General features: G+C 60.7%; 13 protein-coding genes. 6 read left to right on the top strand and 7 right to left on the bottom strand.

Going from position 1 to position 14,774, the window contains the following annotated elements; all coding sequences use genetic code 11:
* Positions 1 to 98: 98 nt before the first annotated feature.
* From E0H22_RS04875 to E0H22_RS04855, 5 genes are all read right to left on the bottom strand, one after another.
* Positions 99 to 1,001, bottom strand: coding sequence for a CarD family transcriptional regulator (locus E0H22_RS04875; RefSeq protein ID WP_347340824.1), 903 nt, complete (start codon positions 999 to 1,001; stop codon positions 99 to 101).
* 572 nt (positions 1,002 to 1,573) lie between these two features.
* Complete coding sequence (fdxA, locus tag E0H22_RS04870; RefSeq protein ID WP_233024525.1) at positions 1,574 to 1,912, bottom strand: ferredoxin FdxA; 339 nt, start codon at positions 1,910 to 1,912, stop codon at positions 1,574 to 1,576.
* 212 nt (positions 1,913 to 2,124) lie between these two features.
* Positions 2,125 to 2,394: an RNA-binding S4 domain-containing protein gene (locus tag E0H22_RS04865; protein WP_233026141.1), complete on the bottom strand. Its 270-nt coding sequence runs from the start codon at positions 2,392 to 2,394 to the stop codon at positions 2,125 to 2,127.
* 54 nt (positions 2,395 to 2,448) lie between these two features.
* A complete protein-coding gene (locus tag E0H22_RS04860; RefSeq protein WP_233024524.1) occupies positions 2,449 to 5,799 on the bottom strand; it encodes a helicase-related protein in 3,351 nt (1,116 codons plus the stop codon).
* Positions 5,800 to 6,186: 387 nt separating this feature from the next.
* Positions 6,187 to 6,978, bottom strand: a complete 792-nt coding sequence (locus E0H22_RS04855) for a DUF3108 domain-containing protein (RefSeq protein ID WP_233026140.1) — start codon at positions 6,976 to 6,978, stop codon at positions 6,187 to 6,189.
* Between the two features lie 571 nt (positions 6,979 to 7,549).
* Here E0H22_RS04855 and rpmB point away from each other — a divergent pair.
* The 5 genes from rpmB to E0H22_RS04830 all read left to right on the top strand — a co-directional run bounded on the left by rpmB (position 7,550) and on the right by E0H22_RS04830 (position 11,508).
* Entirely contained in the window at positions 7,550 to 7,846 is a 297-nt protein-coding gene (gene rpmB, locus E0H22_RS04850; RefSeq protein WP_233024523.1) for a 50S ribosomal protein L28, read from the top strand.
* A gap of 176 nt (positions 7,847 to 8,022) precedes the next feature.
* Positions 8,023 to 8,748 carry a hypothetical protein gene (locus E0H22_RS04845; protein WP_233024522.1) on the top strand — a complete coding sequence of 242 codons (726 nt, stop codon included), beginning with the start codon at positions 8,023 to 8,025 and terminating at the stop codon, positions 8,746 to 8,748.
* Positions 8,745 to 9,308: an AAA family ATPase gene (locus E0H22_RS04840; protein ID WP_233024521.1), complete on the top strand. Its 564-nt coding sequence runs from the start codon at positions 8,745 to 8,747 to the stop codon at positions 9,306 to 9,308. Before E0H22_RS04845 ends, E0H22_RS04840 begins: the two co-directional genes overlap by 4 nt.
* Entirely contained in the window at positions 9,308 to 10,996 is a 1,689-nt protein-coding gene (locus tag E0H22_RS04835; RefSeq protein WP_233024520.1) for an adenylosuccinate synthetase, read from the top strand. The genes E0H22_RS04840 and E0H22_RS04835 overlap by 1 nt, the downstream gene beginning before the upstream one ends.
* A gap of 188 nt (positions 10,997 to 11,184) precedes the next feature.
* Complete coding sequence (locus E0H22_RS04830) at positions 11,185 to 11,508, top strand: PepSY domain-containing protein (protein WP_233024519.1); 324 nt, start codon at positions 11,185 to 11,187, stop codon at positions 11,506 to 11,508.
* A gap of 335 nt (positions 11,509 to 11,843) precedes the next feature.
* On the opposite strand, the gene E0H22_RS04825 is transcribed toward E0H22_RS04830, so the two are convergent.
* A complete protein-coding gene (locus E0H22_RS04825; RefSeq protein WP_233024518.1) occupies positions 11,844 to 12,476 on the bottom strand; it encodes an HAD-IA family hydrolase in 633 nt (210 codons plus the stop codon).
* A gap of 377 nt (positions 12,477 to 12,853) precedes the next feature.
* Complete coding sequence (locus tag E0H22_RS04820; protein WP_233024517.1) at positions 12,854 to 13,765, bottom strand: AraC family transcriptional regulator; 912 nt, start codon at positions 13,763 to 13,765, stop codon at positions 12,854 to 12,856.
* A gap of 298 nt (positions 13,766 to 14,063) precedes the next feature.
* Between E0H22_RS04820 and E0H22_RS04815 the strand changes: the two genes are divergently transcribed.
* A complete protein-coding gene (locus E0H22_RS04815) occupies positions 14,064 to 14,756 on the top strand; it encodes an SDR family NAD(P)-dependent oxidoreductase (RefSeq protein ID WP_233024516.1) in 693 nt (230 codons plus the stop codon).
* The last annotated feature ends 18 nt before the right edge of the window (positions 14,757 to 14,774 follow it).

Below are 14,774 nucleotides of genomic sequence, written 5' to 3'. Positions count from 1 at the left end.
GCCGGGCCACGACAAGCTGAGCGAGTGCAAAGCGCATCAGGCAACAAAAAAGCCCGACCTTTCGGCCGGGCTTTTGAATTTGTTCGGAGCGTCGCCGCTTATGCAGCTTCGTCCTCGGCGACATCCTCATCGCCTTCGTCCGCGTCGTCTGCGTTGGCCTCGGCATCCTCGGCCTTCGCGCCGCGACGCGGGCTCTTGGCGAGCTGGCCTTCGATTTCCTTAACCGCCTCGGTCTCGGTGACATGCTGGACCACAGCGATCTCACGCGACAGGCGATCGAGAGCGGCCTCGTAGAGCTGGCGTTCGCTATAGGACTGCTCGGGTTGCGATTCCGAACGGAACAGATCGCGGACGACTTCGGCGATGGCAACGATGTCACCCGAATTGATCTTCGCTTCATATTCCTGCGCACGACGCGACCACATGGTGCGCTTGATGCGTGCGCGCCCCTTCAGGGTCTCGAGCGCCTTCTTCACCAGCGCCGGTTCGGACAGTTTACGCATGCCGACATTCGCGACCTTCGCGGTCGGAACGCGCAGCGTCATCTTGTCCTTCATGAAATTGATGACGAACAGTTCGAGCTTGGCGCCCGCGATTTCCTGCTCATCGATGGCCATGATCTGGCCGACGCCATGGGCCGGATAGACCACATACTCGTTGGTCTTGAAGCCCTGACGCTGGGTCGCCGCCTTCTTCGGCTCCTCGACACGCGGGGCCGGCGCTACCGGCTTTGCGGCCACCGGCTTCTCGGCCGCCGCAGCCTTCGCCTGCTCCTTGGCCGCAGCCGCCTTCATCGCCGACGCGGTGGTCTTCGGTGCAGCGGACTTCTCGATGGAAGCCTTCTCGACATGCACCTTTTCAGTCACCGGCTTTGCGGCGAGCTTCACGGCAGTCTTTTCAGTCGAAGGCTTGGCAGCAGCAGGCTTGGCGGCAGCATTCTTGGGAGCGGCCGCCTTGACGGCGGGCTTCTCGGTCGCAGGCTTGGCAGTCTTGTTCGGCATTTCATTTCTTTTGTTCTGGGCGGACTTTGGCGCAGCGGCCTTAGCACCCGAAGTCTTGGCTCCCGACGTCTTGCCGATCACGGTCTTGGCTGCAGAAGGCTTGCCTGCAGCAATCTTCGCTGCGGGAACCTTGGCTGTCGAAGCCTTGACCGGTGAAGCTTTGGCCGGAGGAACCTTGGCTGTGGTGCGGGTCGTCGTCCGTGTGTCCTTGACAGGGGGCCGTGCATGGCCTTTGCTTGCGCTGCGTTTGCTCGAAATGGAGCTAGCGGCAGCTGTCTTCTTCGAAGCCTTGGAAATACTCTTTTTACGCGTTTTCTGTGACACGGCCTGTGCGCGGAAACCGCCGCGCCCCTGTTTGATCTTTGTTAAACGGGAACCCGGCAGGGCCAAAAACGAGCGGCACCACACGGTCCAGCTTCTGAATGCGCCTATAATAGCACATTTCCCGCAAAAATCAATGATTTATGCCCCTCACGGCCGCCGAGCGGTCGCAAGCGGGGCCATAATCGGCGTCAGGGTAAATTCCAGGTCGTCACAGGTAGCTGGATGACGCAAAGTATTAATGGTGCGTCTTAGTCACCTTTGCCGGGAGCGGCCGAAAAGTACTTCTCGTACTTGCCTTCCTGACCGTCGAACTCCTTGGCTTCCGGCAGTTCATCGATCTTCTGGGTAATGTTCGGCCACTTCTTGGCGTGTTCCAGATTGATCTGCAGCCACTTCTCGATCCCACCTTCGGTATCGGGCTTGATCGCGTCGGCCGGGCATTCGGGCTCGCACACGCCGCAGTCAATGCATTCATCGGGATGGATGACCAGCATGTTCTCGCCCTCGTAGAAGCAATCCACGGGGCACACCTCGACGCAGTCGGTGTACTTGCACTTGATGCAGTTGTCGGTGACGACGTAGGTCATCCAAAACTCCGGAAACGATCAATATTTTGACGGTTGCGTAGCGCACCCACCCCCCTGCTGCAAGACATGCGGCAGGATTGGATCGGTGCGTTTCCGTCATATGAAAGGATTTTGCCACGAACCGGCTCCGGCCGGGCTGTTCCACCTTGTTTGCTGGCGCATGACCTGGTTCGAAAACCGGTAACCGCTTTTCAGGGTCGTACGCTAGATAGCTACTCCGGCGGATGTTGCAAATCCGTATAGAGCACGCGGGCGGACGTTGCATCCCCTCGGCGCTCGGAAAAGCCTTCCACCTTCATCACCCGGATCGCATGATCGAGCGCGACGGTGATGACATCGCCGACCTTGATGCCGTGGCCGGGCGACTTCTGCCGCCCGCCATTGACGCGGACCTGACCGCCTTCCACCAGTGCAGCGGCGCTCGTGCGGGCTTTGACGACCCGCGCATGCCACAGCCACTTGTCGAGACGCTGTCGGTCCAATGGGAAGCTCACGCAATCTGACCTCTCCCCGCTAGCGGGACGAGGTTAGAAACCTCACTCCTTGCCCATCTGCTCCTTGAGGGCAGCGAGCTTGGCGAAAGGCGAATTCGGATCCATGGCGCCACCGCGATCGCGCGGCGAGGCGCTTGATGCGAACGGCCGCGTGGCACCGCCACGATCACGGTCGCGACCACCGTCGCGGCCCTTGTCGCCACCGAACTTGCCCTTGCCACCCTGGAAACGCTGATCTCGATCGCGCGGCGGACGGCCGCCCTTGTCGCCCCGCGCCTCGCGGTTCGGGCTGCCTTCCGGCGCATCACTGCGCGGACGACGGAAATCCTTATTGCCACGATCGCCGTCGCGGTCGCGACGACCACCGCCGCCATTGCGATCGCGATGATCGCGGCGGCCGCCTTCATTGGTCGTGCCTTCAGCCTGACCGGCGGCAGCCGCCCCCTGCGCCGCATTGTTGTCGCGGCGGTGATGATTGCGGTTGCGATCGTGTCGCGGCGGACGACGCTCGTCAGAACGACCGCCCGGACGCCAGACTTCGACCATCTCGGATTCTGCAGGCGCCGCAGCCTCAGCAGCCGGCGTTTCCGCATCAGCAGTCGCAGCAGGAGCAGCCTCGGCAACCGCAGCTTCAACCTGAACAGCTTCTTCCGTCGTTGCTTCCGCAGGCGCTTCGACAACGGGCTCGCTGGCGACAGGCGAGACTTCCGGCAGCAGCGACGCAGACGACGGAGCAGCCGCTTCGGCCGTCGCCGTCTCGGTGGCTTCGGCCTGGACGACGGGTTCTGCAGCGGCGGCCTCGCTCGCGGGCACGGCAGTCGGCGCGGCATCGGACGCGGATGCATCCGCCGTCGCTTCCACCGTTGCATCGGCGGTCACAGCTTCGATCGGCGTCGTTGCCGCGAGCGGCTTCGGCGGCGCTGGTGGCAGTGCCGGCTTCTTCTCCATGCGATAGCCGAGCGCACGCAGGATCGAGGCAAAGTCTTCTCCAGCCGAGCCCGTGAGCGAGGTCATCGCCTGCGTAACGGTGAAGCTGCGGCCGTCATAGGCGCCAGCCGGCTTCTCGCCCGGCGAATTCTCGCGCCATGACAAAGCGGGACGAATGAGATCGGCAAGGCGTTCGAGAATATCGACGCGCACGGCGCGCTCGCCGGCATGACGATAACCGAGCACACGATAGGCATCGCGGCCAAGCGCCTTGTCGACCGGAAACGACGTACGCCCGGAGCCTGCGAGATGTTGCGCGCTGGACAGCGCGGACATATCCACATTGTCCTGCTTCAGCGCCCACAGCAGCGCAGCGAGCGAGCGAGCGGCCGGCTTCAGCAAGTTCGGGAAGTAGATGTGATAGGCGCCGAAGCGCACGCCATATTTGCGCAGCGTCGCACGCGACGGCTGATCGAGATCCTTCATCTCGGCAGCGATCTTCTGCCGCTCGAGCACGCCCAACGCTTCATTCAGCTGGAAGGCAATGCCGCGGGCAATGCCTGTGACGTCCTCGGCCTTCGCGAGTTCAAACAGCGGCGCGAGCAGCTTTTCGATATGGGTCTTCAGCCACAGATCGAGACGGGCCTGCACGGCGTCGCGCGGAGCGCCGGTGAGGCGTTCATCAGCGATGATACGCAGGCGCGGATGCAGAACGTCGTCGGCAGCGACCAGCTTCGCCACGGCATCGCCGGTCCAGCGCAGCGTGCCGTCCGACGTCAGAACGAACTGATCGTCCGGCGCGTTGGATAGTTTCTCCGCGCGCGAATCGATCTCGCCGGCAAGCGCCTTGAGAGCTGCCGCCTGCAAGGCCTTCGCATCGGAGCCGGCCTCGGCCGCATCGGGCAAGAATGTAAAACCATCGAGCCGACCAATGGTATGGCCTTCGACAACAACTTCGCCCGTCTTACCAATTTCAGTATTCAGCATCGTGTTTTCCCGCAAGCGGCGCATCAATACACTGGTACGACGATCAACGAAACGCTCTGTAAGCCTCTCATGAAGGGCATCTGACAGTTTATTTTCCAATTCACGGGAGATTCCCTGCCAATGTTCGGCATCTGCGAGCCAATCGGGGCGATTTGCCACAAAAGTCCAGGTGCGAATCTGCGCAATCCGGCCCGACAACGTATCGATATCGCCATCCGTTCGATCGGCCTGCGCGATTTGGGCGCCGAACCAGGCATCGGGGATACGGCCACGCTTCATCAGAAAGTTGAAAATCGTCGCCACCAGCTCCGCATGCGCGGCTGGCGCAATGCGGCGGTAATCTGGAATCTGGCAGGCGTCCCACAATGTCTCGACGGCATCCTTACCCTGCGCGATATCGCGCACCTCATGATCGCGCGCGACATGATCGAGCACACGCAGATCTTCCGCGATCGGCGCACGCGTCAGCGCCTCATGAAGCGGCGGTTCGGCGAGCGAGACCTGCAATGCTGCAATAGAAGCGAAATCCAGCTTGGAATTGCGCCATTGCAGCACTTTCACCGGGTCGAAAATGTGGTTCTGCAGCTGATTGACGAGTTCGGGCTCGAACGGCTCGCAGCGTCCTGTCGTACCGAACGTGCCGTTCCGCGTCGCACGGCCGGCGCGGCCGGCGATCTGGGAAAATTCGGACGGCGTGAGGCGGCGGAATTGGTAGCCGTCATATTTGCGATCGCTGGCGAAAGCGACGTGATCGACATCGAGATTGAGGCCCATTCCGACCGCGTCGGTGGCGACGAGGTAGTCCACCTCGCCGTTCTGGAACATCGCCACCTGGGCATTTCTCGTGCGCGGAGAAAGACTTCCGAGCACGACAGCGGCGCCGCCGTGCTGGCGTTTGATGAGTTCGGCGATGGCGTAAACTTCATCGGCGGAAAACGCGACGATGGCGGTGCGGCGCGGCTGGCGGGTGATCTTGCGGTCACCGGCGAATTCCAGCGTGGACAGCCGCGGGCGGGTTACGATGTTGATTCCAGGGAGTAATTTCTCGACGATCGGGCGCATCGTGGCGGCGCCGAGCAACAAGGTTTCGTCGCGGCCGCGGCGATTCAGAATCCGGTCGGTGAAAACATGACCGCGTTCGAGGTCGGATGCGATCTGGATTTCGTCCACGGCCAGGAACGAAACATCAAGATCTCGTGGCATCGCCTCGACGGTGGATACCCAATATCGTGGTTTGGCCGGCTTGATCTTCTCCTCGCCGGTGACCAGCGCGACCGCTTCGGGGCCGGTTCTGGCAAGGATCTTGTTATACACTTCGCGGGCCAGGAGGCGCAGCGGAAGGCCAATGATTCCTGAGGGATGCGCCAGCATCCGCTCGATCGCGAGGTGGGTCTTGCCGGTATTGGTGGGACCGAGGACGGCGGTGACGCCGGCGCCGGGCGCCCGGCCGGAGCCGAGCGGGGAATGCGAAAAGGCCATGTTTATCAAGTATTTCCGAGCGGCCTTCTGTCAAGGCGAGAGAGGTCTGGAACGACTCCGGAACGAAACCGGTCCGAATCGGTGACTCTCCACCGCCGGTGTCCGTTCATCCCCAAGATGTCGCGGCGAGCGCCCTAATTCCTCACTAGATCAAGTTTGTGACAGGGCAACAAGGCCTGTGGATTCATGGCGTCAGCGCGGAGTCCGGCGGACTCCGATTGGCAAAAGAGTCAACTGCGCTCCGGTGCCGCTGCGATGCCGCAAGACTGCCGCCGGTCTGCCGCAGCCGCCGCTGGTTTGCCGCGGGACATTGGCCGTCGAGAACCCGGTTTTTCCCACATAGGGGCCGCATCTCTTGCGGCAATACAGAGGCAGCGCCTTTGCGCGCTAATTCGTCTTCGCCGCCGCCCTGGCCGGCGTCGCCGTGGTCACGAATTCCGTCGCTTCCAGCATGGCCTGGCCGAGCGGGGTCGGGATCGTCACGCGATAGGGCACCAGCACGCGGGTGCCGGCGACGGGAACCAGCCACGCCTCCATGCCGCGCTGGGCGGCGAGATATTTGATGGCGGCGCGGTCGGGCACATAGCCGGCGATGGGCGTGAAATAGACGGCGCAGACGATGGCCGGACCGTGATAGCCCTTCTCGGCCTTCACCTGCTCCATCCGCTTGTAGTCGAGCTTGATGTCATAGCGCATGCGGCCGTCGAAGATCGACGTGCCGGTGCGGCAGCTGTCCGGCGCCAGCAAGTCGCCGGTGCCGTTCACGCGCAGCAGCGCGCCGGTCATGGGATCGATCACGTTGCGGCGATGCGCATCGGTGACCTTGATGCGCTCGGGATCGTCCGGCGGCTCCGGCTCGATGGAGTATTCCTTCACATAGCCCAGCGCGATCAGCATCTTGATCGCTTCGGACTTCCGCGCCGAGGTGGTGGTGGCGGAATAATTGGTGGGCGACAGCTGGCCCGCGACCACCCGGCCCTGCGCCTGGCCGAAACCGGAGCCGCCGGAAAACGCCTTCAGCAGACCCGCGGTCCCGCCGGTCGCCGCCGCGCTGTACTGATCCTCGGCAATGTCGATGGCCCAGGTGCCCTTGCCCACCGGAATGCCGGCGAGGCTGGCTTCATACTTCGCTTCCACCTTGCCCTGCGCGAACACCGGCTGCGCGCTGCCCGCCGCCATGAAACCGGCCACGGCGCCCGCCACCAGCAGGCGCGCGCGCGGCGTCAGGGTCGGCTTTCGGGAGCGATTGGAGCCAGGGAGGTCAAGCCAGCGCACGTCTCGTCTCACCTCATGGGTTATGTCTCTCTTCGCACACGATCTTGTCCGAAAACCGGTCGACCGCTTTTCGGGATCATGCGCAAACCGCGGCGCCCTGCGTCATTGGGAAAGCACATCGCGGTGCCGGATGTGGTGTCCGGCCGGAATACGTCCTTTATATGATGGGAACTTTCGCGCTTTCCAACATGTGAGCGGCGGATGGGGCGCAGTTCCCTGTGGTCAATGCGGCCGGGACCGGTTATAGAGCCGGCGTTGCCAGCGCGGCCCCTTGCACGGCGGGCCGGGTCTTGTCGCACGTCCTGACATGCCAAATCCTGAGATACCAAGTCCTTAAATGGCATGTCATTTCCGTGACTCGTCTTGACGCCAGCAGCTCCAAACCCTATACGTCCGCGGTTCCTGAAATGGACGTGATTTTTGAACCCCTGCCCGGCCTGATGGTCGCAGGCGGGGATGACAGAGGATTTTCGCCATGTCCCGGCGTTGTGAACTGACACTGAAGGGCCCGCAGGTCGGCCACAAGGTGAGCCATTCGAACATCAAGACCAAGCGCCGGTTTCTGCCGAACCTGGTCAACGTGACCTTCATTTCCGACGCGCTCGGCCGCGGCGTGCGCCTGCGCGTCTCCGCCAATGCCGTGAAGTCGGTGGACCACCGCGGTGGTTTCGACGCGTACCTGATCGCGGCGAAGGAGAGCGAGCTCTCCGCCAAGGCCGTGCTGCTCAAGCGCGCCATCGAGAAGAAGCAGGCCGAAGCCAAGGCTGCCTGAGGTTTTTGGGCGGCGTGAGCCGCCTGGGCTGAAGGACGGCGCGTCGTAAGGACGCAGCTTCGTATCAGAACTAACAAAACGGCCGGATCGCGAGATCCGGCCGTTTTTGTTTCTGAGAACGCTGACAGGACAGATTCCCTCGTGCTACTCTAGGATGCATAAGGAGTAGTTGCTTTATGGGAACGCTTTCTGACCAAGGAATCGAGGACGTCCGTCACTACGCGCCTCTGCATTATCTACCTTTTATTGCTCGCTCCAACTCGCTTATGCGCAAACCCTCGCTTGCTGCAGCGGGTTTTCCGAAAACTCACTATCGCTCTATGTCAAATGGACAGGACGTTGTCCGGGGCTTTGGCGATTACGCCCACTTAACTCTCGATCTAGAACCCAGAATTCTTAAAGCAAAGCTCGCGGCAGGATTTCCACATATCGCGATCAGCATACCTGTGGCCGCCGTCGACGCCGTCGATCACAGTCTCTGTCGCTTCAATGTTGCCATGACGCGCAAACTTCGCCGGGGAAACATGCCAGGCCATGACGAAAGCACCCGAAATGGTAAGTACTACGAAGGCCATGAGATTCCGATCGCCCGAACGATCAACGAAAAGACGACAATGCTCAGCCACCCTCTCAACGCTCGGACGATGATCGAGGTTCTAATTCACGACGATTTACTTTTGCCTACTAACACGAAAATCATCAGCTACTCAGATGAGGACTTCAAGGTCACAAAAAACATCCTAACGCAACTAGGCTCGCCCTGGAGTGTCGACTTAACACACCCTCCGAGCAACTATCCTCGAAGCGACTTGCACAGCAAGTCTGTCGCCGATTTCATCGCGCAGGCGCTAGCCGACCCTTCATGGCGCGGAAACGGCCTTGAGTTCGATAAATTCAAATGAAGCGGCTATTGCTCATAAGTGGCCCAATCGCGGCAGGAAAGTCCGCGATCGCGGCTAACCTTATTGAGCAACACGGCTTTCTATCAATCCGTTCAGGTGGATACTTAAAAGAACTAGCGGAATCCAAAGGTATAGGATCGAGCAGAGCTGACCTACAGGTTCTTGGCGACGAACTCGACGCTGCAACTGACTATCGCTGGCTGATCGACGACATCGCCGCAAAGATATTTGAAAAGAATCAACAACAAGACTTTTGGCTATTTGATAGCGTTCGAAAACATCGACAAGTACTTCACTTCAAGAACGCTTACAAAAAAGAAACGCTGCACGTTCACCTCACGGCGCCAGAATCTATCTTGAAGCAAAGGTACGAAAAGCGGTCCGATACGGGCGGAGAATATTCCGGCGCAACACCTTACGGACTAGCAAGGATCCATCCTAATGAAATTGCATCTCGCAGCCTCATCGAGATTGCGGACTTTATTTTTGATGTCAGCCAAACGCCTCCCGAGAAGACGGCGACTGAGATCATAAAAAACTGGAATGCTGGGGGAGTTTGATGCGTCAAGTAGTTCTTATAAGCGGCCATATTTGTACTGGAAAATCGGACCTGGCACGCCGCCTAAAAGAAGAGTTCGCGTTTCACAGCATAAGAACAAGCGACATTCTGAGAGAAATTGCAGACCATCGGCGACTTCCAAATGACCGCGTATCGCTTCAGACGCTCGGCGATTGCCTTGATGCTGAAACAAATAGCAGATGGGTCTTTGAGCACGTTTTACGTCAAGTGAACTTGCTGCCTGCCAACCGCCCAATAATTGTTGATAGCATACGAACCGGAAGCCAACTCGAGTTCTTTCGGACCCAACGAGACTTCGTGGTGGTTCATGCCCATCTCTACGCACCGAAGGCAGAACTCGAAAGGCGCTTCGAGGAAAAAAACCAAAGGCGACCTCAGGGCTCCAACGAAAACTACTCAAATGCGGACTTGATTAAGAACGAAAAGGACATCGAGCAATTTAAAAGAGACGCTGATGTTAGAATAAATACTCAAAGGACCGACGGCAAAGATACACTTGTCCGCGTTGCCGCGCGCCTCGGTCTCTACGCCCCTTCGGACACCAGGTGCGTCGATGTTATAGTTGGAGGAATGTACGGAAGTGAGGGGAAGGGTCACGTTGCCGCCTACCTCGCTCGTAACTACGATGTCCTTGTACGCGTCGGAGGACCGAATGCTGGCCATACTGTTTCCAGCGAATCGGGCATCTACACGTACCATCAACTTCCTTCAGGAAGTCGCGACACAGACGCCGTACTACTACTTGGTCCGGGCATGACTATTCGCGTTCCAGACCTCCTTGAAGAAATCAAAGACTGCAAAATCACGCCGGATCGTCTCTTTATTGATCCTCAAGCTATGATTATTGAAGACTTCGATATTCAAGCTGAGGCTTCTCTAAAGAAAAAGATTGCATCGACCGGACGCGGGAGTGGCGCCGCAATGGCAAGACGAATTCTCGGCCGCAAGCCAGGTGAGATTCGTCTTGCGAAAGACATTCCTGAACTTGAGCCTTATGTTGGCACAACCGAGCCGTTCCGAGGTTCGATCGTCGCAAACCTAGAGAAGGCCTATCAAAGCGGAAACTCGATTCTACTGGAGGGGACACAAGGCAGCGGCCTAAGCATTTTTCACGGCGAACACCCGTACGTGACATCGCGCGACACTAACGTTGCGGGCTGCTTGGCTGAAGCAGGTATCTCTCCCGCTCGTGTTCGTCGCATCCTAATGGTCGTTCGACCGCAACCCATCCGTGTCGGGAATCCGGACACTCCTGGGGAAACGTCAGGTACCCTAAAACACGAAATATCTTTTAAGGAGGTCGCGGAGCAAGCCCACCTCGATCCCGATATCGTAACCGAGCAAGAAATCACATCGACAACCAAGCGCCCTCGCCGTGTCGGCTGGTTCGAATGGGATCAGTTTCGAAAAGCATGCGTTCTCAACGCGCCTACTGATATTGTCCTCACATTTGCGGACTATATTGACGTCGAAAATCAGAATGCTCGACGTTTTGAACAGTTGAGCGAAGATACAATCAAGTTCATCGAAGAACTCGAACGAATCTCTCAATCCCCAGTATCTTTGATTAACACTCGCTTCTCTCGAGATGATGAACGATCAATCGATCTTAGAAGCGTAATTGATCGTAGAAATTGGAAGACATCGAGAACACCGCGTTTCATTTGAACGGTACTGAAAACTTGATCGGACAAGCCGATCCTAGCGATGTCGCCGCTTTTCCCGCATCAAATCGCCCCATTTCCCTGCGGAACTCCCCTGCCGCCGCTCGCGTTCGTATTTCCGGAGCGCTGCTGTGGGCGGTGCGCTTCGCCGTGCCGGCGAAGGCGAGATGCGAATTCATGAGGAGATTTCCGATGCAACAGACCCTGCGAAAAGCCGTGCTGCCGATGCTGGCTGTGGGCGCCCTCGTCACCGCGGTGCCGGCCATGGCGGCCGATGTCTATGTGCCCCGCGCGCCGCGCGCGGCTGTCGCCGTGCCGGTGATGCCGGTCGGTCCGCTCACCGTCGAACAGGCGATCCAGGTCGCCTATCGCATCGGCGTGGTGCAGGTGAAGAACACCCATTTCGATGGGGATGAATGGGAGATCGAGGGCCGCGACGCCTATGGCAAGTGGATCCAGGTCGATGTGGATGCGCGCACCGGCGAGGTGCGCAATGTGGACCGCTCGATCATCTGAGACGGGTGAGGATGAGGATGGAAGCGGCGCGCCGGGAGGCGCGTCGCTTTTTTGTCCCCTGCCCGCCGGTGCGAAGCGAAGCTTCGCTTGAGCCGGCAGAGCTATCACATATGAATCGCGAGAAGCATCCTGCGGCCATCCTTCGAGACGCGGCCAAGTGGCCGCTCCTCAGGATAAGGGCAGAGTATGTTGTGATAGAAGACCCTCATGGTGAGGAGCCCGCGAAGCGGGCGTCTCGAACCATGCAGGCCGAGCACTATCTGCATCTCTCAAACGCCATATGCGATGGCCCTGCGCTTGCGGGAGAGGGGACACATCTGGCGAAGCCTCTGGGTTCAGGTCAGCTTCAATCCCGTGGCGGCTTCCAGTTCGGCCAGCGCCTGCGCCGCACCCGTCACCTTGATGGTGCGCATGCCGAGATCGCGGGCGGGCTTGAGGTTGACGCCGAGGTCGTCGAGATAGACGCAGGTTTTGGGATCGACGCCCAGCTTCTCCGTCATCATCGTGTAGATGCGCGGATCGGGCTTGCGCAGGCCGATCTTCGCGCTTTCGATGACGTGATCGAACAGCACCATCACCTCCGCCACATAGAGCGCGCGACCATCGGTGGAGCCCATCGCGTTCGCAGGGAGGTTGTTGGTGATGCAGCCGGTCTTGAAACTCTGCTTGATGCGGCGGAGCGCTTCCACCATTTCGGGGCGGATCTCGCCCTTGAGCAGCTTCACCACCTCGCGGCCGCGCACCTCGGCGCCGAGGGCTTTGGACTCGTCGGCGAACAGCGTGTCGAAGGCGTCGATATCGAGCTCGGCGCGCTCGAATTTCGCCCAGGCGTTCTCGTGATGGTTCAGCGCATTGGTGCGGCGGATGATGTCCTTCGGAAGATTGTGGGTCTGCTCGTAATGCGCAAATGCCTCGAACGGCGACGAGGTGATGACGCCGCCGAAATCGAAGATCACTGCCGAGATCATGGGGTTTCCCTGATGTTGTTGCTTGGGCGCGAGGGCGCTCCTCTCCCCGCTTGCGGGGAGAGGCTGGGTGAGGGGGACTCTCCGCGGGCGCGGAGCATGTGGAGAATCCCCTCACCCGCCCGGCTCCGCTTCGCTACGCCGGACGACCTCTCCCCGCAAGCGGGGAGAGGTTAGAGCGTTTTTATATTGAAGCGATCCACTACCCTCATGGTGAGGAGCGCGCCGCTTGGCGCGCGTCTCGAACCATGAGATGTTCAGCTTCTACGCGTGAGGCCATCCTTCGAGACGCGGTCGAAAACGACCGCTCCTCAGGATGAGGGCGGAGTGTAAGCTTCTGATTCATCTCAAAGTGAATTTGCTCTAGAACAGCGTCGCTGCTATTCCGCGGCGCGCTGTTCGGACACGGCGAGGCCGCTGCGCGGGCCGAGATCGCGCAGGGGGGACGCGCCATAGAGGCGGGCATATTCGCGGGAGAATTGCGACGGGCTCTGATAGCCCACCGCATAGCCGGCCGAGCCGACATCGAGGCGCTCCACCAGCATCAGGCGGCGCGCTTCGTGCAGGCGGAGCTGCTTCTGATACTGCATCGGCGTCATCGCCGTGATGGTCTTGAAATTATGATGCAGCGAGCTCTCGCTCATGCCGACGCTGTCGGCGAGATCCTCGATGCGGAGCTGGCGCGTGTAATTTTCCCGCAACCACGCAATCGCCTTGGCGACCTTGTTGCTCGGGCTCTCGGCCAGAGCGATCTGGCGCAGGCGGGCGCCATAGGGGCCGACCAGCAGGCGGTACAGCACCTCCTGTTCGAGCAGCGGCGCCATCACGGCAATGTCCTGCGGGCGATCGAGCAGGCGGACCAGACGCAGGGCGGCATCGAGCAGGTCGTCGGACGCCTTGGCGACCACGACGCCGCGCGCGGGGACGGCGGCCTGCGCATCGGCAAAACCGTTCCCGAAGCGGCCGAGCACGTCATGGAGCTGGCGCGGATCGATGATCAGGCCCATGCCGAGATGCGGCTCGTCTTCCGTGGCATCGACGATGCAGGACGAGACCGGCAGATCGAGCGAGACCAGGAGATAGTCGCCGACGCCGTATTCATGAGTCTCGCTGCCGAATTGCAGCCGCTTGCGGCCCTGCACCACGAGACCGAACATCGGCGACTGGGCGGTGTGGGTGAGCTCGGTGGGGGCGGTCTGCTGCTTCAGATAGAGGCCGCGGATCGGGGTCGTCATATCCGCGCTGGCGTTCCGGGCAATGATGTCGCGGAATTCGGCGATCCGATCAGTCATCTGCAAACCCCTCATGGTGCTGGCCTTTTGGGCCGTGTCGCATCTAGCAACGGGGCCACGGCAGGGGAATGGCACGGCGATCACATTTGCAGGATCGTGCATGACATCGGCAGGATCGCGCTAACGCTGCAGCGCCGCGATCTGCGATAAGGGAGTTGCGCCAGACCGGTGATCGCCGGGTTGCCCGAGGGCCCCCGGATCGCGGTGACGCCACCTCTTCTCTCTCATCGACATTCCGCACGCCACCGCTCTCCTTTTCCGGGATGTGCGCGTGCGACAGCAAGACAGGGATCATGCCATGACACGATTGGCAGGAAAGGTTGCGCTCGTCACGCAGGCAGGGAGCGGCATCGGTGCCGCGGTCGCCCGCCGGCTTGCCGCCGAGGGTGCCTGCGTGGTGATCAGCCACAAGGACGACGCGGACAGCGCCTCGCGCCTGGTCGCTGACATCATCTGGCGGGGCGGCTGTGCGATGGCCGTGCAGGGCGACGTCGCGTTCTGGCCGGATGTGCGCCGGCTGTTCGAGGAAACCGCCGCCACCTTCGGGCGGCTGGACATTCTGGTGAACGATGCACGCAGCGCGGCGGAGTGGACCGGCGACGACCGCCGGCGCGACGAGATCAATCTGTTCGGCGCCATGCTGATGTGCCAGGAGGCGATCCGCCTGTTTGGCAATGACGGCGGCGCGATCATCAATCTCACCTCGCTCGCCCGCTGCGAGCTTGCGCCCCAGGCTGTGCCGGAAATGGCCATCGACGCGCTGACCCTCGGCCTCGCCCGCGCACTCGGCGGCCGCAACATCCGCGTCCATGCCATCGCGCCGGGCGTGTTCGGGCCGCAGGAACCCGCGGAGATCGATGTGCTCGACGGCGATGCCCGAAGCAGGCAGTTCGTTGCCCTGCCCCGGCATACGTCGCCCGACGCGGTGGCGAGGCTCGCCGCCGACCTGGCCTGCGGCAACGGCTGTGCGCCGCTGATGGCGGCAAGCTGACGCCCCGGCTGTCAGCCG

The sequence above is a fragment of the Rhodopseudomonas boonkerdii genome (assembly GCF_021184025.1).
In the GTDB taxonomy this organism is placed as follows: Bacteria; Pseudomonadota; Alphaproteobacteria; order Rhizobiales; family Xanthobacteraceae; genus Tardiphaga; species Tardiphaga boonkerdii.
This window is presented reverse-complemented; position numbering and strand designations above follow the sequence as displayed.